The sequence below is a fragment of the Alkalicoccus luteus genome (assembly GCF_052061695.1).
GTDB classification, from domain to species: domain Bacteria; phylum Bacillota; class Bacilli; order Bacillales; family Salisediminibacteriaceae; genus Alkalicoccus; species Alkalicoccus luteus.
The window spans coordinates 95,609-115,985 of record NZ_JBPZEY010000006.1 but is presented as its reverse complement, the minus strand read 5'-3'; the positions used below and the strand labels follow the sequence as shown (position 1 = coordinate 115,985).

20 protein-coding genes are annotated in these 20,377 nt (G+C 48.7%); 10 read left to right on the top strand and 10 right to left on the bottom strand.

Going from position 1 to position 20,377, the window contains the following annotated elements; translation table 11 throughout:
• Nucleotides 1–89: 89 nt before the first annotated feature.
• Together obgE and ACSZLD_RS09770 are read right to left on the bottom strand one after the other, a co-directional pair.
• A complete protein-coding gene (obgE, locus tag ACSZLD_RS09775; protein WP_377910835.1) occupies nucleotides 90–1,370 on the bottom strand; it encodes a GTPase ObgE in 1,281 nt (426 codons plus the stop codon).
• A complete protein-coding gene (locus ACSZLD_RS09770; protein ID WP_377910836.1) occupies nucleotides 1,371–1,916 on the bottom strand; it encodes a Spo0B domain-containing protein in 546 nt (181 codons plus the stop codon).
• A gap of 326 nt (nucleotides 1,917–2,242) precedes the next feature.
• Between ACSZLD_RS09770 and ACSZLD_RS09765 the strand changes: the two genes are divergently transcribed.
• Nucleotides 2,243–3,199 (top strand): agmatinase family protein, encoded by a 957-nt coding sequence (locus ACSZLD_RS09765; protein WP_377910837.1) that lies wholly within the window; start codon nucleotides 2,243–2,245, stop codon nucleotides 3,197–3,199.
• Nucleotides 3,200–3,340: 141 nt separating this feature from the next.
• Here the strand turns inward: ACSZLD_RS09765 and hemY are convergent, their stop codons facing one another.
• From hemY to ACSZLD_RS09745, 4 genes are all read right to left on the bottom strand, one after another.
• Complete coding sequence (hemY, locus tag ACSZLD_RS09760; protein WP_444685070.1) at nucleotides 3,341–4,744, bottom strand: protoporphyrinogen oxidase; 1,404 nt, start codon at nucleotides 4,742–4,744, stop codon at nucleotides 3,341–3,343.
• Between the two features lie 4 nt (nucleotides 4,745–4,748).
• Nucleotides 4,749–5,693, bottom strand: coding sequence for a ferrochelatase (gene hemH / locus ACSZLD_RS09755; RefSeq protein WP_444685069.1), 945 nt, complete (start codon nucleotides 5,691–5,693; stop codon nucleotides 4,749–4,751).
• Nucleotides 5,694–5,724: 31 nt separating this feature from the next.
• On the bottom strand, nucleotides 5,725–6,762 hold the full coding sequence (hemE, locus tag ACSZLD_RS09750) for a uroporphyrinogen decarboxylase (RefSeq protein ID WP_444685068.1): 1,038 nt from the start codon (nucleotides 6,760–6,762) through the stop codon (nucleotides 5,725–5,727).
• Nucleotides 6,763–7,073: 311 nt separating this feature from the next.
• Nucleotides 7,074–9,179: a transglycosylase domain-containing protein gene (locus ACSZLD_RS09745; RefSeq protein WP_444685067.1), complete on the bottom strand. Its 2,106-nt coding sequence runs from the start codon at nucleotides 9,177–9,179 to the stop codon at nucleotides 7,074–7,076.
• A 164-nt stretch (nucleotides 9,180–9,343) separates the two neighbouring features.
• Between ACSZLD_RS09745 and ACSZLD_RS09740 the strand changes: the two genes are divergently transcribed.
• Both ACSZLD_RS09740 and ACSZLD_RS09735 read left to right on the top strand, forming a co-directional pair.
• Nucleotides 9,344–10,081, top strand: a complete 738-nt coding sequence (locus tag ACSZLD_RS09740) for a cytochrome c biogenesis CcdA family protein (RefSeq protein ID WP_377910842.1) — start codon at nucleotides 9,344–9,346, stop codon at nucleotides 10,079–10,081.
• A 266-nt stretch (nucleotides 10,082–10,347) separates the two neighbouring features.
• Nucleotides 10,348–11,559, top strand: a complete 1,212-nt coding sequence (locus ACSZLD_RS09735) for an amidohydrolase (RefSeq protein ID WP_377910843.1) — start codon at nucleotides 10,348–10,350, stop codon at nucleotides 11,557–11,559.
• Nucleotides 11,560–11,614: 55 nt separating this feature from the next.
• On the opposite strand, the gene ACSZLD_RS09730 is transcribed toward ACSZLD_RS09735, so the two are convergent.
• Together ACSZLD_RS09730 and ACSZLD_RS09725 are read right to left on the bottom strand one after the other, a co-directional pair.
• Nucleotides 11,615–12,817 carry an ABC transporter permease gene (locus tag ACSZLD_RS09730; protein ID WP_444685066.1) on the bottom strand — a complete coding sequence of 401 codons (1,203 nt, stop codon included), beginning with the start codon at nucleotides 12,815–12,817 and terminating at the stop codon, nucleotides 11,615–11,617.
• On the bottom strand, nucleotides 12,810–13,556 hold the full coding sequence (locus ACSZLD_RS09725; protein WP_444685065.1) for an ABC transporter ATP-binding protein: 747 nt from the start codon (nucleotides 13,554–13,556) through the stop codon (nucleotides 12,810–12,812). Before ACSZLD_RS09725 ends, ACSZLD_RS09730 begins: the two co-directional genes overlap by 8 nt.
• A 146-nt stretch (nucleotides 13,557–13,702) precedes the next feature.
• Here ACSZLD_RS09725 and ACSZLD_RS09720 point away from each other — a divergent pair, with 146 nt between their 5' ends.
• The 4 genes from ACSZLD_RS09720 (at nucleotide 13,703) to ACSZLD_RS09705 (ending at nucleotide 16,846) form a co-directional block, all read left to right on the top strand.
• Nucleotides 13,703–14,134 (top strand): HIT family protein, encoded by a 432-nt coding sequence (locus tag ACSZLD_RS09720; protein WP_377910846.1) that lies wholly within the window; start codon nucleotides 13,703–13,705, stop codon nucleotides 14,132–14,134.
• A 63-nt stretch (nucleotides 14,135–14,197) separates the two neighbouring features.
• Nucleotides 14,198–15,280 carry a 3-phosphoserine/phosphohydroxythreonine transaminase gene (gene serC, locus ACSZLD_RS09715; RefSeq protein ID WP_377910847.1) on the top strand — a complete coding sequence of 361 codons (1,083 nt, stop codon included), beginning with the start codon at nucleotides 14,198–14,200 and terminating at the stop codon, nucleotides 15,278–15,280.
• Between the two features lie 295 nt (nucleotides 15,281–15,575).
• The gene (locus ACSZLD_RS09710) at nucleotides 15,576–16,184 is read left to right on the top strand and encodes an HTH-type transcriptional regulator Hpr (RefSeq protein ID WP_377910958.1); all 609 of its coding nucleotides are present in this window, start codon (nucleotides 15,576–15,578) and stop codon (nucleotides 16,182–16,184) included.
• A 101-nt stretch (nucleotides 16,185–16,285) separates the two neighbouring features.
• Complete coding sequence (locus ACSZLD_RS09705) at nucleotides 16,286–16,846, top strand: DUF3267 domain-containing protein (RefSeq protein ID WP_444685064.1); 561 nt, start codon at nucleotides 16,286–16,288, stop codon at nucleotides 16,844–16,846.
• An 81-nt stretch (nucleotides 16,847–16,927) separates the two neighbouring features.
• Here the strand turns inward: ACSZLD_RS09705 and ACSZLD_RS09700 are convergent, their stop codons facing one another.
• Entirely contained in the window at nucleotides 16,928–17,497 is a 570-nt protein-coding gene (locus ACSZLD_RS09700) for a YpmS family protein (RefSeq protein ID WP_444685063.1), read from the bottom strand.
• A 145-nt stretch (nucleotides 17,498–17,642) separates the two neighbouring features.
• On the opposite strand from ACSZLD_RS09700, the gene ACSZLD_RS09695 reads away from it, so the two are divergent.
• The 3 genes from ACSZLD_RS09695 (at nucleotide 17,643) to ACSZLD_RS09685 (ending at nucleotide 19,321) form a co-directional block, all read left to right on the top strand.
• The gene (locus ACSZLD_RS09695) at nucleotides 17,643–17,822 is read left to right on the top strand and encodes a hypothetical protein (protein ID WP_168004882.1); all 180 of its coding nucleotides are present in this window, start codon (nucleotides 17,643–17,645) and stop codon (nucleotides 17,820–17,822) included.
• A gap of 153 nt (nucleotides 17,823–17,975) precedes the next feature.
• Nucleotides 17,976–18,929 carry a peptidylprolyl isomerase gene (locus ACSZLD_RS09690; protein WP_444685062.1) on the top strand — a complete coding sequence of 318 codons (954 nt, stop codon included), beginning with the start codon at nucleotides 17,976–17,978 and terminating at the stop codon, nucleotides 18,927–18,929.
• A gap of 68 nt (nucleotides 18,930–18,997) precedes the next feature.
• On the top strand, nucleotides 18,998–19,321 hold the full coding sequence (locus tag ACSZLD_RS09685; protein WP_377910852.1) for a hypothetical protein: 324 nt from the start codon (nucleotides 18,998–19,000) through the stop codon (nucleotides 19,319–19,321).
• A gap of 104 nt (nucleotides 19,322–19,425) precedes the next feature.
• Here ACSZLD_RS09685 and yhaM read toward each other — a convergent pair whose 3' ends face one another.
• On the bottom strand, nucleotides 19,426–20,355 hold the full coding sequence (gene yhaM, locus ACSZLD_RS09680; RefSeq protein ID WP_444685061.1) for a 3'-5' exoribonuclease YhaM: 930 nt from the start codon (nucleotides 20,353–20,355) through the stop codon (nucleotides 19,426–19,428).
• Nucleotides 20,356–20,377: the final 22 nt, after the last annotated feature.

Here is a 20,377-nt window from a genome sequence, read left to right as displayed (position 1 = left end):
TCCCTCCTCCTGCTGCCTTCCTGTACAGAACCTTATTGTAAACGAGGAGGGAACGGATGTCCACTCTAGAGAGACACACCATACAGCGGTTATTCAATAAATTCAAATTCATATTCGAGTATGCGCACCGTATCGCCATCTTCAGCACCCAAATTGCGAAGGGCATCGTCAATCCCCATTCGACGCATTTTTTTGGAAAAGCGCTGAACGGAATCATGGCGGTCAAAGTTAGTCATTTTAAACAGCGTTTCAATTTCATGACCAGTGATTGTAAAGGTACCATCATCCTCTTTTTCAATCACGAACGGCTCGTCTTTTTTCGTATATTTATAAACAACGCGCTGATCCTGATCTTCTTCATGAAGCGGGAATTCCGGTGTTGATTCAATTTTATCGACCGCAGCTCTAAGCAGCGGCTCCAGTCCCTGTTTCGTAACAGCGGAAATCGGGAAAATTGCCACGTCTTCACCAACCTGTTCCCGGAAGAGTTCAAGATGTTCTTCCGCATCAGGCAGATCCATCTTATTTGCAACGATCAGCTGCGGTCGTTCCATAAGCCGCAGATTGTACTGTTCAAGCTCAGCATTGATCGTCAAGTAGTCCTCATAAGGATCACGGCCTTCCATCCCGCTCATATCAATCACGTGAATCAGGACGCGAGTTCTTTCGATATGGCGGAGAAACTGGTGGCCAAGTCCGACACCGCTGTGGGCGCCCTCGATCAGGCCTGGTAAATCCGCCATGACAAAGCTGCGCCCGTCACCAGATTCAACAACTCCAAGATTAGGCACAAGCGTCGTGAAGTGGTAGTCGGCAATTTTAGGCTTCGCTGCTGACACGACAGAGAGCAACGTTGACTTACCGACACTCGGAAACCCGACCAGCCCTGCATCTGCAAGCAGCTTGAGCTCCAGAGTCAATTCTTTTTCCTGGCCGGGCTCCCCATTTTCAGCAATTTCCGGTGCTGGATTGGAAGGCGTGGCAAACCGGGCATTTCCACGGCCGCCTCGGCCTCCTCTTGCGATAATGGCACGCTGGCCATGCTCAGTCAGATCTGCCGTCACTTCACCTGTCGCTTTGTCAATTATGCTCGTCCCAGGCGGAACTTTAACAAGCATCGCATGGCGGCTTTTGCCATGCATACTCTTTGGCATACCGTTTTCACCGCGGTCTGCTTTAAAATGACGCTGATACCGGAAATCCATGAGCGTCCTAAGCCCTTCGTCTACTTCAAAAACAACGTCAGCACCACGGCCTCCGTCTCCTCCTGCAGGACCTCCGTTCGGAACATACTTTTCTCTTCGGTACGCAACGAGTCCATTTCCCCCGTCTCCTGCCTTTACGTAAATATCGACCTTATCTACAAACATCTATTCGTCCCCTCTTTCGTCCATTTGCGGTTTAATAATAAATATGGCTCCGTCATCCGTCTTTTCTACCGTCAAGCTTCCGCCAGCGGACTCTACTTTCTTCTGCAGCTCCTCTATTACCCTATGCTCCAGCTTTACACCGTCGTAGCTGAAAAGGATATGCCGGTCCTGCGGGCCCCGCAGCTCCCCGTAAAGGTCATGATCCGGTCCAAGCGGGAGCACAGCCTCTAACCCGTCCAATAAAGCCGCAGCGCTCGCAAGCATATTCGACTCGATATCTGCCCACGTCACGTCAATCGCCTCAACGCTCCACGTTACGGGAGCTTTCGGTGATTTCCAATTGTACGTCAGGGCCCACTCGACAAAGTCAGGGACAGCTAAAGCAGTCATGCGCGATTCCTGTGCTGCACGTTGTATATATTGATCAATTTTCGGCTTGATTCGATCATAGTGGCCGAGATCTGCATAGGCTTTTATGATCTGAAGTTCGTTCATATGGTCATGCCGGCTGTATTTCAATACATCTGCCGGGCGGTATTTCGGCATCGACTAACTCCCCCTGCTCGTTATAGCTCGATAAACAGTACTCCTAATCATAGCACATTTCAACCCCGTTTTCTAATTCAATCTTTTGGCAGTGCGATGTGTTCACCCTGCCTGTTACCCACCGTTACACGAGTCTTTCCGGACACTAAAAAGCAATTACACAGATTGGTGACAACGACAGAACCTATCACGAATGGGGTGCCTGCAGTTGTAAAGAATGACGTTCTATTCCGTTTACAAACCAGGCAGCAGCTGAAATGAGTATCCTTTTCAGCCTCAGAACGTTTATGATAGAAGGGTAGCAGATTTTTAAAGGAGGTATTATCATGGCGGACGATTTTATTTATGGCAATACACCATGCTTTCTTCATTCAGAAAATCTTGTCAGGAATCCGGAACGAAAAGACGCGATGGATGTCATTGTTTACGGGGTCCCGTGGGAGGGGGCTGTCACCTGGGGAGATTATACCGGCTGTGAGCTCGGGCCGAAGGTGATCCGGCTGGCTTCAGGCCGCTACAGCGGCTATCTTCCAGAGCTTGATCATTTAGATGTCTTCGAGCATCTATCAATGGGCGACATGGGTGACGTCGCTGTAACTCCGGCTGAACCGGAACAAACAATGGAGACAATCAAGCAATTCTCGACCGATGTCTGGCATAGCGGCTCCTACCCGATTGCTTTCGGAGGCGATCATGGTATTACGTACCCTATCGTAGAAGGATTAGTAGAAGCGACTGGCAAAAAAGTCGGCATCATTCATCTCGATGCCCATTACGATAACAACGAGCATTCTAATGGAGACCCATACGGCAGAGGAGCCCCCTTCGCCCGGCTGTATGAAACAGAAGGAGTAGTCAATGAATCACTCGTTCACATGGGTATTCACGGACCGCGGAATAAGCCGGAAAATGGCCGTCACGCTGCTGCGAATGGAACAACCACGATGACGATTCACGATATCCGCCGGTTAGGAGACCCACGCGAGGCTGCAAGGCAAGCTTATGACATTGCTTCTGCGAATACCGATGCCGTTTATTTAAGTATTTGCAGTGATGTGCTCGATCACGCCTTTAACCCGGGCGGTCCGGTCGATGGAAATGGCTTAAATTCGTTTGAACTGCTGGAAATCGTTCACGAAATTACTTCCCTCGGTACAATTGGCATGGATTTTGTGGAAGTTTATCCTCAGCAGGATGCGACAGATTTCAGTTCTCATTTCGCAAGCTTTATTGCTTTATACGGTCTTGCCGGCGAAATTCAGCACCGCAGCAATAAAAAATAAGAAAAAGGGGCGATTTATGTTTAAGATTCTGCTCACGTGGAATACTACAAACAACTCCCCCCACTTTCTCAAATTTTCCTCTCAACGATGTGGAAAACCGCCAGTACATACTGTACAGGCGGTCTATTTTTTTGCTTTATTTTATTGGTATAATTTGGATACTGCCTTTTCAGCCTGCGTGACGCAGTCCGGAAGGCCGATACCGCGAAAGCTTGCACCTAAAACGAGCACGCCCGGATACTTTGCAGAAAGACCCTCTTCCAAATTCGTCAATGCTTCACCGTGGCCGACGTTATATTGAGGCATTGCACGGTTCCATCTCGTTACTACGGAAAATTCCGGTTCTCCCTCAATGTTCATGATCTGCTTTAAGTCACGCATAACGGTTTTTGTAATAACGCGATCATCCTTAAAGACAATGTCTTCATCTCCAGCTCTGCCTACGTACGCGCGCAAAAGCGCTTTCCCTTCCGGTGCTGTATGCTCCCATTTTTGATGCGTCCACGTACAGGCTGTCATCGTAAATGACTGGTCTCTCGGTATTAAAAAGCCGGTTCCATCCAGCTTATCTTTAATTTGTTTCTCGTCGAATGCGAGTGCACACGTTGCAACACTCGTCGCTGACTGTTTCGACATGCGCTCCATAAATGGTTCATGTGCAAAAAGAGCTGCTGCGTCATCATGCCTGATTGTAAGCAGCACCCGGTCCGCATAATCGATCGTCCCATCAGAAAAGTACAGCGCATAGCCATCTCCGACCTTCTCCAGCTTCTCAAGCCGTTTTCCGAGATGAATCGATTCTTCCGGCAGAGCCTGCTCTAGCCTGTCTACAAAAGACGATAACCCGCTTCGAAATGTTAGAAACATATTCGCCGGGCTCCGGGATTCTCCAATGAGCACCGGATCTTCGGGCACCGTCTTCTGCATGCTCTGTTTCATACCTAGAATCAGGCTTCTTCGTTTATTTTCTATCTCAAGAAACTGCGGGAACGTCGCCTTTAAACTCAGCTCATTCAAACGTCCTGCGTAAATGCCGGACAAAAGCGGTTCAATCATATGTTCCACGACCTCAGAGCCAAGCCTCCGGCGGAAGAAGGCATCAACAGAAATATCCTCGCTGTCTTTTCTTCTTGGAATCACAAGATCCATCGCAGCACGCAGCTTTCCGGCCGGACTAAACAGACCCGTCTTCAAAAACGGCTTCCATTCTGTCGGAATTCCCATCACCGCTCCTTGAGGAATGCGGTGAAGCTTCCCATTATGGTAAATGTAAGAGCCTGACTTATTCGTCGTCAAATCGTTTTCAAGACCCAGTTCTACTGCAAGCCGGTGAAGACTGCGCTTACGCGTAAGAAAGGAATCAGGCCCCCGCTCGATTACATAACCGTTTCGGTACTCTGTCTGAATCGTGCCTCCAAGACGCTCTCCTGCTTCATACAAGGCAAAGCTTCCGGAGCCGCTTTGTTCAATTTGTTTTTGCAGAAAATAGGCGGCGGATAATCCAGTTATCCCGCCGCCTATCACTGCTGTTTTCAGCTCTGTCATTCGGTTACGCTTCTTTCCCGACTTCTGAAAGTCTGCGTTCTACAACGTCTGCCAGCGCTTCAATGAAGAATGGTTCGGCATTCGGCATTTTTGGACGGTAGTAGCCGGCTCCAACTTCATCCGTGACGACCTTACACTCATAGTCATTATCGAAAAGGACCTCGAGGTGGTCTGCCACAAATCCGACAGGACAGTAGACGTAAGCAGCGTAGCCTTTTTCCTCGTGCAGATCTCTCGTCAAGTCCTGTACATCCGGACCAATCCAAGGATCAGGCGTATTCCCCTCACTCTGCCAGCCGATCTCGTAGTTCTCAACGCCAGCCTCTTTGGCGATTAAATCAGCTGTTTCCTGAAGCTGCTTCGGGTAAGGATCTCCATTTGCCAGAATTTTTTCCGGGAGGGAGTGTGCGGAGAAGATCACGCAATGGTTTTGCTTCTCTTCTTCCGACATTTGCTCACGCACCTTTTTAATTCCGTCTGCCCAGAATGAAACAAATTTCGGATCATTATACCAGGATTCTACGCTTGTAATAGATGGTCCCTGGATCATTTCGGACTCCTCTGCTGCCCGTCCGTTGTAAGATTTTACACTGAATGTGGAATAATGCGGCGCCAGCACAATGCTGATCGCTTCTTCAATACCGTCTTTTTTCATTTGCAGGACCGCGTCTTCAATAAATGGATCAATATGCTTTAATCCCTCATACACAACAAACTCGACATCTTTAGAACGACGGTTCAGTTCATTCTTCAACTCATGCGCCTGTTCTGTTGTAATTCGGGCAAGCGGAGAGATGCCGCCGATTTGTCTATAACGGTCAATCAGATCGTCGAGCGCCTCCTTTGAAGGACGGCGTCCTTTACGGATGTGCGTGTAGTACGGCTCAATCTCCTCTTCGGAACGAGGTGTTCCGTATGCCATTACTAGAAGACCCATTTTCTTTTTCATGCCAAATCACCCTTTTGTTTTGATGAAGTTCCTATTTGGATAGCTTTTCAGCAGAATAGTCATGGACAAACGCTGTAAGGCGCTTAAGAACAGCCGGATCGACCTCTGGAAACACACCATGGCCGAGGTTGAAAATAAAACCAGGCTGCTGCATTCCCTGATCGAGAATATCACGCGCCTTTTCTTCAATCACATGCCAAGGTGCCAGCAGTACACTTGGATCAAGGTTGCCCTGCACGGCTTTTTGAATACCATCTGCGCGTGCTTCTGCAATCGGATAGCGCCAGTCCAGGCCAACAACGTCAAGCGGGAGGTCTGCCCAGTCCGCTGCGAGGTGTCTGGCACCGACACCGTGCATAATGAGCGGCACTTTCTCCTTGGAAAGCTCGGAGAAAATCCGCTGCATCACCGGCTTCACATAGCGCTGGTAATCGGCACGGCTCAGAGCACCAATCCATGAGTCGAAAATCTGAAAAGCCTGGGCTCCAGCATTAATCTGTGCCCGTCCATAAGTGATCACCATGTCTGCAAGCTTTTGCATGAGCAATTCCCATGCCTCTGGCTGGCTGTACATCATGGCTTTTGTATTATTGTAATTCTTTGAAGGTCCACCTTCAATCATATAGCTCGCGAGCGTAAACGGTGCTCCGCTGAACGTAATGAGCGGTACGTCGAGCTGCGTGCGGAGAATGCGGATTGTTTCCAGCACATAATCCACATCTTTTTCAGGCTGAAGCTCTGTTAAAGCTTCTACATCTGCCATACCTTTTACGGGGTTGGAGATGACCGGTCCAATACCGGCTTTAATCTTAACGTCAACGCCCATTGCAGGAAGCGGAGTCATAATGTCTTTGTACAGGATAGCTGCATCATTTTGATACTGATCCACCGGAAGCTTGGTTACCCAGGCACACGTTTCCGGTTGTTTTGTGATTTCCTCCAGGCTGTATTTCTGCTTTAATTCACGGTATTCCGGCTGAGACCGGCCTGCCTGGCGCATATACCAGACCGGAACGTGTTCTACCGGCTGCCGTCTTGCTGCCCGCAGCAATGTATCTTGTTGTTCCATGCTGTCTAACACCTCATCCATTCTCATAGTACTTTCTTTTCTGAGCTTCTTGTCCGCTTCACATTTTAACGCTTTTTCATACGTAAAGAAAGAAATTATGTAGGACGTTCACAAAAACACCGTATTTAGTCGGTTGTTAGAGTGAAAATAGGGGGCTTACAATCACCACAAAAAATCGCCCGCTTGTTCAAACGGACGATTGCAATCTGTTTATCACGTTTTCTCCTGCACAGACTGCCTGCTGTCTGCACGTTCGCAGGAATGCCAGCTGCAGCCCTGCTTGCAGCATGGCAGAGGCACTTCTTCTGTAATCAGGAGCCATTTCGTGAGAAAATATTCCAAGACGCTTCCACAACGTTTGAAGCTTCTCCTTCTGCACGAGTCTGCGGGTTATAGGGAATGACTTGAAAAGCGTGAGTTGAAAACAAGTTTTGACGACTCAGCGTGTAGCTGGAAGCCCCTTCAACTTCCTCAAGCAGCTCCCGCTCGCCATCCTCAATCCGGTAAATATGAAATATGACGCGTTCGTCCGCTGGCTCCTGCCACGACAGCTCAATTTCAGCCCCAAGAAAGCCTGCCCGCATTTCTGCTTCCACGGGGCCCAGCTCCGCCATCTGAATAGGTTCGTCCAGCTCTGCCACGCTCTCCGGCTTTTCAAATGCCGTTTCACCAGTATGGCCACTGATAACATCTTTAAATACAGATGCAGCTGTACTGCTTGACGAATTTCCGTCGGCTCCGCCGCCCATCCATAATGCGCCGCTGATATCCGGTGTCCACCCTGCAAACCAAATGTCCCGGGCGTTTTGTGACGTGCCGGTTTTACCTGCAAGGTCGCCAGCGAAGCTGCCAGCGGCGGCCGTGCCGTCTGTTACAGCAGCTTCCAGCATTCTTGTCATGTACCACGCCGTCTGTTCGCTGAACACACGCTTTTGTTCGACCGCTTCGCCTTCAATCACTTCTCCGTCCCTTCCAACTGCTTGCTCAATCAGGTATGGCTCTTTATAAACGCCTCCGTCTGCAAAGGCTCGGTAAATCGCTGCCGCCTGCAGCGGCGAAATCCCTTCATCCATTCCGCCAAGCGCAATGGAAAGTCCTTCGTCTTCACTCTCGATATTTAATTGAGCTAGTGTTTGACGGGCCTGATTGACACCGATCTCGTTTAAAAGCCATACAGCCGGTGCATTTAACGAGTCTTTCAACGCATCATACATCGTCACTTCTCCGCTGTAAGTACCGCTGAAATTTCTTGGTTCATAGCCATCATAGGATAACAGCTCATCAGTCAGCAGACTGTACGGCTCATAATCGCCGGACTCCATTGCCGGCGCATAAACAGCAAACGGCTTCATGAGCGACCCCGGCTGTTGGGCTGCGGCCGCATAGTTAAATCCCTTCCTCGTATATTCTTTGCCTCCCTGGATGGCCGTTACGGCTCCTGATTCACTATCAAGAAGGACTCCGGCTCCCTGCATATCGTTTTCAGGATACGTTTCACCAGCGGTCAGCGTCTCATATAAATCCTGCTGAAGCTCTGCATCAAGGGCTGTCGTAACCGTATACCCGCCCGTCAGCACTCCCTCCTCACTGATGCCGTAGCGTGTCTCCATTTCACGCAGCAGCATGTCGACAAATGTGTCGTAAGCCGGATTGGAGGTGATGCTGTGCTGTTCTTCCGGCAGCGTCCTGCTTTGCAGATTCACCGTTTCTTCGGCTGTTAAGTAGTCTTGACGGTGCATGAGCCCGAGTACGAGATTGCGCCGTTCTCTTGCCCGGTCCATATCCTGAAAAGGAGAATAAAGAGCAGGCCCCTTTGGAAGCGCCGCGAGCAGCGCCCCTTCATGCGGCTCCAGCTCGTCGATCGATTTATCAAAATAAAGCCTCGATGCTGCCTGAACTCCATGAGCACCATGCCCAAAATAAATACGGTTTAAATACAGTTCGAGAATTTCTTCTTTTTCATAGCGATGCTCCAAATTTAATGCAATGAGTGCTTCTTCCGTCTTTCGAAGCAGAGACTTTTCCGGAGACAAAAAAGCGTTTTTAGCGAGCTGCTGGGTAATCGTACTGCCCCCTTCTGCCGCAGACCTCGTTACGATGTCACGATAAAGCGCTCGGCCGATCGACCGAAAATCAAGACCGGTATGATCAAAAAAGCGCTGATCTTCAACTGCAATAAATGCATGCTGGACGTGCTCCGGAATGTCGTCGATAGAGACGGTTTCCCTGTTTTCTTCAAACAGCCTTACCAGCTCATCTCCATCCCGGTCCACCACCGTCGTCGTCTCAGCCGGAATAAGCTCTGTTTCATCCAATGTATACGTGCCAAATAAAATGATACCGAGATAACCTGTCACCGCCAAAATCGCAGTCGACAGGATAAAAATAATCGTATAGGCAATTCTTCTGCCCCACATGATGCTCACCTCATTCTGCATTGTATCACCTGAGAGACCTTGCTGATACACTTGTTTATACGCTGAATAGACTGGAAAGTTGCACATTTTGTGAAACTTGCGTGACAAGGATGTTATCACCTCTCTTTCTCGTGTATGATTGACTTGAGAAAGTGGGTGGAGACATGTACAGCCTCAGTATATTTATGATTAATGAATTAACGTTTTTGTCTATATGGATTGCACTTTTTGCCGGGATCGTCTCCTTTCTGTCCCCCTGTGTTTTCCCGCTCGTACCAGCATACTTAGCGCAGCTGACCGGCTCTGAAATCACGCAGAACCGTGTCTCTGCAGACAGACGCCTGATTTTATCACGATCACTTGGATTCATACTCGGTTTCACATCCATATTTCTGGCTTTAGGCGCCTCTACTTCCATGCTCGGAGGACTGTTTCTTCAGCATCAGAGCCTGCTGGAGCAGCTTGGCGGAATTATCATTGTATTATTCGGTCTGCACTTGGCCGGCTTTTTTCAGCTCGATTTTCTGATGAGCGAAAAACGTATGAAAAATCCGGGCCGTTCGACCAGCTTCGGGCGATCAGTCGTGTTCGGCCTTGTTTTCGCAGCCGGATGGTCTCCGTGCATCGGACTCGTGCTTGGTTCGATTTTGGCGCTGGCCTCCCAGCAGGATCCGGCCGGCGGCATGCTCCTGCTTCTCGTTTATTCAGCAGGACTCGGCATTCCTTTTCTGCTGGCGGGTCTTTTGTTCGCCCGTTCGCTTGATAAAATGCGCAGCTTAAATAAGTTTTTGCCCATTTTTCAAAAGATCAGCGGCGGAGTCATGGTTATTTTAGGAATTATGCTCTTTACCGGGCTGTTCTCCAGAATTGCTGGCTACCTTTCGCAGTACTACATTATTTAATGCATTTAAACGGTGTCTGGGATCGTCCAACGGTCTCAGACACCGTTTTTCATCTGCATAGAGAATCAAACCTGACAGACTTGGATCGTTTTACCTGCCGCATCTCGCCGATTCCAGGCCATGCAGTTTCGTCTATAAAAGTTCGCATACTGCTGCATCGTCTTTATCAGAGCGCAGAAGACGGCGGACAAAGGATCAGACAATTCTTTTCATTTATTCTTGAAAAACGTATGATGGAATCACTACATAGAAATGGAGGCTGAATGATGTACAACGATATGCAAAAACAGCTTGAAGCACATTTTGATGAAATGGTGGAAATTCGCAGGTACCTTCACCAGTATCCGGAGCTTTCCTTTCAGGAAGTGGAGACTCCTGCCTACATCGCCGACTACCACCGGAAGCTTGGTCATGATGTAAAAGAGGGTGTTGGGGAACGGGGCGTTACGGCTGTATTAAAGGGCGGAAAGCCTGGACCAGTCGTCGCGCTGCGTGCGGATTTCGATGCGCTGCCTATACACGAAGAGACCGAGCTGGACTTCCGCTCCAAGCGTGACGGCGCCATGCACGCCTGCGGTCACGATGGTCACACCGCAGAACTTCTTGTCCTGGCAAAAGTACTGAACAAATGGCAGAAGCAGCTTGCCGGCACGATCGTCTTTATTCACCAGCACGCTGAAGAGTATGCACCGGGAGGCGCTCAGGCTATGATCGCTGACGGATGTCTCGATGGAGTAGACGTCATTTATGGAACACATCTGTGGGCGACCCTGCCACTTGGTACCATTGACTATTCCAAGCACCGCCTGATGGCCGCGGCCGACAAGTTTACGATTGACGTACAAGGTAAAGGCGGACATGGAGCGCAGCCTCATTTAACGAAAGATGCCATCTTAATCGGTTCTCAAATCGTACAGTCTCTCCAGCACATCGTAAGCCGCTACGTGGATCCGATGGAAAGTGCCGTCGTCAGCGTCGGACATTTCGAGTCAAAAAATGCCTATAATGTGATTGCAGACCGGGCAAAAATCATCGGCACAGCCAGAAGCTTTGACGAAGGCGTTCGTGACATCCTGGAAGAGCGCATTAAAGGGATTGCTGAAGGAACCGGTTATCATCATGGCGCTGAAGTCAGTGCAGTATATGAGCGCGGCTATCCAGCCGTCATCAATCACGAAGAGCAGGCTGAAGTAATTGCAGAAACAGCGGAACTTGCTTCACAGACGAAGCTCGTAAACGAGTGTGTGCCCCAGATGGGCGGAGAGGATTTTGCTTATTATTTGCAGGAAGTAAAAGGAGCCTTTTTCTTCACAGGAGCAAAGAATCCTGATTGGGAAACAGCCTATCCGCATCATCACCCTAAGTTTGATATTGATGAACGTGCCATGCTTCATGCAGCTGAAGTGCTGGCAGGACTCGTACTTTATGAATTTGGACAGCTTTACGAGCTTTACGATGAAGAAGATGAGACTGCCTGACCCGTTGGAACGATGAAGAGCCGCCGGTACACCACCGGCGGCTCTTCATCATGTTTTATACGGCGACAGCCTTTTTCTTCATTCGGACTCGTGCAGAGTAGGCAGATACAGCTGCCGCAGCTGCGAAAGCAGGCAATGCAGCAGTAACATCAGGCAGCGCGGCTAAACCAAACAGAAAGGCCTGCAGCATCCCCGCCCGCATGATCCACCATCCGGCTGCATAATAGCGGTCACTGTGCTGAACAGGGTAAAGCGGCAGCATGTGATTCGTATCGAAATGATACGTCATCGTTTCCAGCTGTCTCACCGTCATATAGCTGAACAGAGCAGCGACGAGCCAGACGCCCCATGTGATGTGAACCGCCAGAACAAACACTATACCAACTGCCGTCAGCCTGATCCAAATGCCGCTGTAATCGCCAGATCGAATCAATGCTCTGCCAAACAAATAGCGGTACGTAAACTCCTTTCCGTAGGGAATGTTCTTTAAAAGCATGGAGAGCAGCTTTCTCTGCTTGACATCCTTTCGAAGCTGCGGTACATCAGTGAAGTTATCCGCCATTCTAAAAAAGGTGCGCACCATATTTTCTTCAATTCGAATAACCCGCTCCCAATTCAGCAGCCCCGTCTTCTTTCTTAGCGCCGCGTAAAAAAGCAAGAGCACTGCGAGAATCCCGATCACCGCTGCTGCATGACCGGCAAAAGCAGCGTATAAAAGGATTAACGTTCCTGCTCCACGAAAAGCGATTCCCGCACGGTACGCCCGCAGATCCTGCAGCTTTTGCTCTTCAAATGAAAACGCGAGGTTCCACGCTTTTGCAGCCGCCAGCACGGCCACTGTTCCGAGGTATGGCTCCCAGCCAAAGGCAATCCGGTCAAGAAACAGCGGCGTGAGCAGAAACAGCAGCGTCAACGTCCAAAACACTTCCATAGCGAAGCTGTACGCATAGGAGGATCGAAAGTAACCGTCCAGCCGCTTTTCCATTGGCAAAATGAACACCAGGTCCGCTGGCTTTAAAAAGGTGCGTACCCGTCCTCTCACTGTCATAAGTGTGAAGACTCCGGCAAAGAAAAGTGCTGCAGGAAACGTTTCAGGCAGCCATTCCAAAAAAGGCCCGTAATAATAAGAGCCAAACAGCATGAGGATATACAGCGTGAACACAAAGCCGCTGTTGCCAATCAAGCGCAGGTATTTGATCGCAAGCGTCCAATAATCCCGGCGCCGGACATGCCACAGTTCCATTGGGTTGTTATGCATCGGCGGTCCCCGCCTCTGCTGCATAAATATCGTCCAAAGCTGCTCCCGGCATGTTTGCCTGCTCTCGGAGCTCCTGCAGCGTTCCTTTCATAATAACCCTGCCCTGATCTAAAAAGACAAACCGGTCACAGTATCGTTCCGCGGTGGCAAGAATGTGCGTAGACATCAGAATCCCGCAGCCGTCTGCTTTCATATGCTCCATCGTATCCAGAAACGATTTGATTCCAACAGGATCAAGTCCTACGAAGGGTTCGTCGGCTATATATAAGTCAGGCCTCAGCAGAAAAGCGCTCATAATCATCACTTTCTGCCGCATCCCTTTTGAAAAATGATCTGGAAACCAGTTTCTCATTTTGTTCATCCGGAACTGCGACAGCAGCTTCTCCGCCCGCTCCTGAAAGACCGATTCGTCAATACCGTACGCCATCGCCGTAACCTCTAAATGCTCCCAAAGCGTCAGTTCCTCATATAAAATCGGTGTTTCCGGTATGTAGGCGATTCCCGAACGGTAAGCATCCGCATCTTCCGAAAGGGTTTTGCCATTAACTGTTATCGTTCCTTTATGCGGCTGCAGCAGTCCCAGTATATGTTTGATCGTCGTACTTTTTCCGGCTCCGTTCAGCCCGATCAGTCCGACGATTTCTCCTCTGTTCACCGTCATGTCCAAATCGTGCAGGACCGGCCGCGTTCTGCTGTAGCCTCCCGTGACGCTGGACACGTCAAGCAGTAAATTGCTCACCTGGCATTCCTCCTCTTTCCTCATCTTAGCTGATCATCGTACAGTTGAAAAGAATCCTCCTCCGAAACTCGCAGCCTGTCAGAAAATATGATAAGCTGTTTTTTATTATATGAATATTCCTACTACTAAAAAAGAGGTGGATCACTATGGCCGATGAGTCCTGTATTTTCTGCAGCATTATTAACGGGGACATCCCTTCTGCAAAAGTGTTTGAAAACGAACACGTTTACGCGTTTCTTGACATTAGCCAGGTAACGAAGGGACACACGCTTATTATTCCGAAAAATCATGAAAAAGATGTGTTTGAACTTCGCGAAGAAACGGCGGCTGAACTTTTCAAAGCTGTACCCGCAGTTGCTTCCGCGTTGAACGACACGTTTCAGCCGGAAGGGTTAAACGTACTCAATAATAATAAGGAGCCTGCCGGCCAATCCGTGTTTCACTACCACCTGCATCTGATACCGCGCTACGGTTCAGAAGATGGCTTTAAAGCTGTCTGGGAAGAACACAGCAGCGACTACAGTACAGAAACGCTGCAGCAGATGGCGCAGAATATCGCAGACGCTATGAATGGGTAAACCGGCCGGAGTGTTCCAGCTCCGGCTAGCTTTATTAGTTCACTATACGAGGAGGTTCGATCAATGAAACGAGCTTATAATTTTAACGCAGGGCCAGGCCCGGTGCCCGAGGCAGTTTTGACTAGGGCGCGTGATGAAATGTTCAACTTTGAGCAAAGTGGCGCTGCTGTTATGGAACTCAGCCATCGCAGCAAGCTTTACGAGTCCATCCATTTCGAGGCGATGGAGCAGATCAGACAAATTTTACAGGTTCCAGATTATATGGAAGTGCTCTTCCTGCAAGGTGGTGCCACTCTGCAGTTTTCAATGGCCCCGCGCAATTTCTTACGGGAAGGCCAGACCGGAACTTACGTGCTCAGCGGCTCCTGGTCCGAAAAAGCACAAAAGGAAGCGGCTTACTTTGGACACACGGAAATTCTCTCCAGCTCCAAGGATGTTAACTACGCGCATATTCCAGAAACGGATTATCAGCTGGCTTCCGAGAACAGTGCCTATATTCACCTTACGACAAACAATACCATTTTCGGCACCCAGTGGCAGACTATTCCAGATAATCAAACGGATATTCCAGTCTTTGCCGATATGTCGAGTGACATTCTCAGCCGCCGCATTAACTGGAGCAACATCGACCTAGCTTATGCAGGTGCTCAAAAAAACGCCGGGATTGCAGGAGTGACCATTGTGATCATCTCCAAAAAACTTCTGGCCAGTGCTCAGGATGGCCCCCCTTCTACCTCCTATCAAGTGCACGCTGATAAACAGTCGCTTTACCACACGCCGCCGACAGGTGCTGTCTACATAACAAAGCTTGTCACCGACTGGATTCTGGAGAATGGCGGAGCAATCGGCATGGAAGAGCGCGCTAAAAAGAAATCTGAGATGCTGTACGATCTCATCGACGGCTCAAACGGCTTTTTTCGAGGGCACGCTGCCAAGGATTCACGCTCCAGCATGAACGTAACCTTCCGCCTCGAAAATGAAGAGCTGGAAAAGCAGTTTTTGCGTGAAGCTGCTGCAGAAGGGTTTATGGGCTTAAACGGTCATCGCAGCGTCGGAGGCTGCCGTGCATCTATCTATAACGCTGTCCCGCCGGAGCATGTCGAAGCGCTCTGCAGCTTTATGGAAAAATTCCGCAAGCGCGCATAAGCTCTTCCTGTTTTTAAAATAGTATCCGATAAAAATGATCTCCGCGCTTTATTGGCGCCTTTATCGATTAAGCTGCGACCGTTCTCTTTTAAGGCAGAACGGTCGTAAAGGCTCGAAAATTTTCAGAAAATACAGAAATGATATTGAGCCCCACTCTTTTCCTGTGTTATTATATGAATAACATTTTCTCAGTAAAGTAATTGCGTCACATACTGAAACACGCCTGTTTCCAGTCCGGCTGCCCCGGCTGGCGGGGCTTTTTATGATTATGTACCCAGCAGAGGAGGAGTTGTTTATGGAGCAGGATCCAAACCAGTCGATGAAACAGTCGATCATGTTCAGTCATAAGATCGCCCAGCTGAGCAAAGCGCTTTGGAAATCCATTGAAAAGGACTGGCAGGCCTGGATTAAGCCATTTGATTTGAACATCAATGAACACCATATTTTATGGATTGCTTATCATTTGGAAGGTGCCTCAATTTCCGATATCGCCAAATTTGGAGTTATGCACGTTTCCACCGCGTTTAACTTTTCCAAAAAGCTGGAGGAACGCGGTCTGTTAACGTTCTCTAAGCGGGCGAATGATAAGCGTAATACGTACGTTTATTTGACAGAAAAAGGCGAGGAGCTTCTTAAAGAAACGTTCGAAAGCTATAATCCCGATACGTACAGTGTATATACCGGCTCTCTCCCGATAAAACAGCTGTATGGAAAGTTCCCCGAATTTTCCGAACTGATCAGTATCGTCAAGCACGTGTACGGCCCTGACTTCATCCAAATTTTTGAAAAATCAATGCTAAAATTTGAAGAGGACTTTAACGAGGAGGATGGACGGCTCGTTCCGGCTCCTAAAACGCGCACCCGTAATTCCACGGATCTGCTCGAAGAACTTCCCGGAAAATAAAATTCCGGGTTTTTTTCTGGAAAGGTATTGATTTTTCCTTTCTGCGGGAGTACATTAGCTAAGTATTGCCGTGAGTTATTCGTGAAAAGGAGGTGTGCACAGTGAACTGTATTAAGACTGTGTCCCTTGCTAAAGAAATCGGCCAGGCCCGGATGTGGGTGCTGTCCGTATTAGTGATGTTATTGTATTTTCTCGTGTTTTATACGATGTTTCAAACATTCGGAAGCCAGGCTGCGCTTCAGGAAGCCGGCTTTTTCTATACTATTTTGCTGCTGATGCTGATTCTGCCTCTGCATCTGGTGCTTCACTGTCTGCCTGTATGGGCTGCCGGGAAAAAAGCGAAATTTGGCTTTCGCCGTTCCCAGTGGCCGTTTTTATTTTACTCGGTCAAGGAGCCTGTACCTAGAACGCTCAGCCTCGTTTCTACGCTTTTCCCAGCTGCCGTCTTGACACTCACTGCATTCGCAGCAGCAGCGCTGCTCCCTGCCTACACGCATGTCATCGGCATTGTTTCTGCTTTTCATTTTGGGCTCTGCACCTATGACTTCTTTACCGCCCGTCAAATGTTTGCAGCTCCTAAGGAATGTCTGATTGAAGACAACCGCTCAGGCTTCCACATCGTGCAGCCGATCCGTGAAGTAGAATCAACCGGTACAGAGTGAGTAAAAGCCAGCCGCTAACTTGGATTCCCGTTAGCGGCTGGCTTCTTTTATCTGTGCTTTATCCGTACTGATTTCAGCAACTTAATCAGCAGGCGTGATGCGAAAACGAAGTTCGTCATCAGGCAGGTCAATGACTTCTGCATAAATAGCTGTATCACCGGTATCCAACTGGGCCAGGTCCATGTATAAGGCAGCTTCTTCAGGAACGGGTTCAATCCACTCTGGCAAGTCGAGCGAATCGCCTATCAGCTGAAACACTTGAGCTGCCGGCAAGTCTACCCCTCCGGCGCGAAATCCGTCTTCGTACAGCCAAATATTACCGTTGTCATCTACTTCCGGCTGGAACTGTACCTCAACTGGTATATTGATGCCGAAAAGCCGGAATTCCGACGTGAAATAGACGGCATCTTCCAGATACAAATCAAACTCTTCTGCATCCTCCTCTTCCAGTTCACGCTGCAGCCAGTCATTTGCATCCGCTCTCGTCGATGTGACTGTGAGAGACGGCGATTCGGCCACCTGTCTGTCCGGTACGGTAAACGTCTCTTCAGGCTCTGCTGACAAAAGGTGATTAAGCCATAGCCAGCCGCCTGCGGTCACGAGTATTACTCCTGTCAGCAGCACAAAAAAAGCGGTTTTCCATCGATTCATTTTTCTCCCCCTGACGTGACTGTTCATTTCAATTAAGGCGTATCTCTGGTACACTAATAGTGTCTTTATCCTATTCCCTGTACAGCAAAAACGTAACGTTGATTTACAGGCGCCGGTTTAACCGGTCAGACCAGGAGGCTTGTATATGTATATTCCCTATATCTTGTTCGCGCTTTTCTATTTATTCGTTATTAATACGATGACGAATACGCTGTGCGTGACAAAAGAAATTCCTGATGAGAAACAGCCAAAAATTTTCCGTACCGTAAACGTGCTGATCACCATCTTAATTACAACCTCTTTCGTTCGTATTTATCTGGTGTAGCTCTACTCGGAACATGCCGCCGGTCTTGTGACCAGCGGCGTTTTTATTGGTTTATCCTTTCCATTCAGGAAGCGTGTTAGTTGACAGAGTAAGCTTCCCGACTTGCCGGGTTTATGCTACGATAATGACAGAAGATGTAAAGGAGTGGCCAACATGAAAACTGTTCTCCTGATCGGAATCCTTCTGCTCGCTGCCTGCTCGGAGCCGGAGTCCGAATCGACTGAAAACAACCCGAATGCAACGGATCCGGACAATGCGAATGAGAATGATGCAGTTGACAACCTGGAGGATGAAAACAATCTCGAGGAAGAGCCTGCAGCAGTGGCTGAAGTAAACGGTGAATTGATTGACGAGCAAACGTTTCATGAGGCGCTTCGTGAACAATACGGCGAAAATGTGCTGCAAGTTCTGATCCAGGAAAAAGTGTTTGAAAAAGAAGCAGAGGAGCTCGGCATTACTGAGGAAGAAGTTCAGGCTGAAATTTCTTATTTGATGGATACGATGGGCATCGAGGAAGAAGAAGAATTTTACACGATGATGGAAATGCAGGGAGTCCAATCAGAGTCTGAGCTTCGAAAGAGAGTGCTCCAGCATTTAGTTATGCAGGAAATGACCGGCCACGACGGTGAATTCAGTGAAGAAGATCTGCGGGAAGAGTATGACCGTGGTGCTGAACTGACAGCCCGTCACATTTTGACTGGTGACAGAGAAACGGCTGAAGAAGTGCTTGATCAGCTGGAAGAAGGCGAATCATTTGCTGATTTGGCTGAATCCTATTCGCAGGATCCCGGCTCAAGCAGCGAAGGCGGAGAGCTTGGTACATTCGGCAGAGGAACGATGACACCTCCTTTTGAAGCAGCTGCCTTCCTGCTGGAAGACGGTGAATACAGCGAGCCGGTTCAAAGCCAATTTGGCTATCACGTTATCGAGGTAACCGATCGAACACCGTTTGATGAACCTTTTGAAGAGGTACAGGACCAGCTGCAGCAAAGTCTCAGCGACCGCTATCAGTATCAGGTGAACCGAATCCAGGAGTCGATGATGGATGAGGCTGATGTCACGATTTTAGATGAGGACTTCCAATCTATTTCAGATGATCAACCATAAAATGGGTTTGCCTCCATGTAAACAGGGTACATGAGTTGTACCAATACTTATTATATGGAGGTTTTTGAATGACCCCTGTCAGACTGCACGAACTCAGCTATGGCGAAATACATCAGATTCTCGTGGAAACCGTGCTGGATCAGATGGAGCAGAGCGTTGAGCAAAGTCCGCTCGTCTATTTTCCAGTTGTTCATGAGCGGGTAGAATCGTTCCTGCTAGTCAATTGGAAGGACGTCTTTGAAGACTGCCGTACTCTCACTGTGGAGGAGTGGAAGCAATCCGAATGCTTCAAGCTGTTTGAAAGGGAGGTTCTCCATGAGTGCCTGTCCAACCGTTTTGAACAGAATATGACGGACCGGCTGTTCTCAGAGGATAAAGAAGCGAACGTATAGACAACGCACATACTTACTATAAGAAAAGGCTGTACGCCGAAGCAGATTGCTTTTGCGTACAGCCTTTTATATTCATAAATTCTTGGCAGCACTACTGCTGGTTTTCACATGTTTGGATGATAAAAACTGCGCTGTTCCATTGCAAAAATCCGCTCTGAAAATTCGCCGGGAGAGGTCCGTTCCAAGGCGCGGTCCATCATCGCCATCCGGGCATCGATATTATCAATCATGTGAAGCATTTCCGCCTCTCGAATCATCGGCGGCTTAGGGCTGCCCCACTCCCCTTTCCCGTGATGGGACAAGATCATATGCTTAAGCAGAAGAATTTCTTCTCCTTCAATTTGCAGTTCTGCTGCTGCGGTCTCAATTTCTACATGCATCATCGAAATATGTCCAAGCAGCTTTCCTTCCAGCGTATATTGAGTACCAAGCGGCCCCGTCAGTTCATTCACTTTTGCAAGATCATGCAGAATAATACCGCCGTAGAGTAAATCTTTATTGAGCGATGGGTACAATTTGGCGAACGAGCGTCCCAGTTCAAGCATCGACACGACGTGATAAATCAAGCCGGAGGAATATTCATGATGATTTTTAACGGCCGCAGGCGATATTAAAAACGCTTCCTGATGCTTCTTTAACAAATGCCGGGTTAACCGCTGAATTTTAGGATTGTCCATCGCAAACAGATACTCGTTTACTTTTTCAAGCATCGCCTCGATACTCATTGGAGCGCTCGGCATATAATCCTCAGCCCGTTTGTCGTGAGCCGGCCGCACCGATTTCAAACGAAGTTGACGCATGCCCCGGTAATCCTGTACATCTCCCTGCACATAGATGACCGTTCCTGTTCGGTAAACAGATTCATCCTCCGGCTTCACTCCCCACATTTTTGCCTCAATGTCACCCGTTTTATCGGTCATCATCAATGACAAAAATGGTTTTCCATTGCTTGCTATCCCTTTTTTAGCTTGTTTAATCAGCAGAGCCAATTCAACCGTTTCTCCTATTTGATAGTAGCCAATCCCTTTTTTCAATGTCGAAACGCCCCTTTATGAT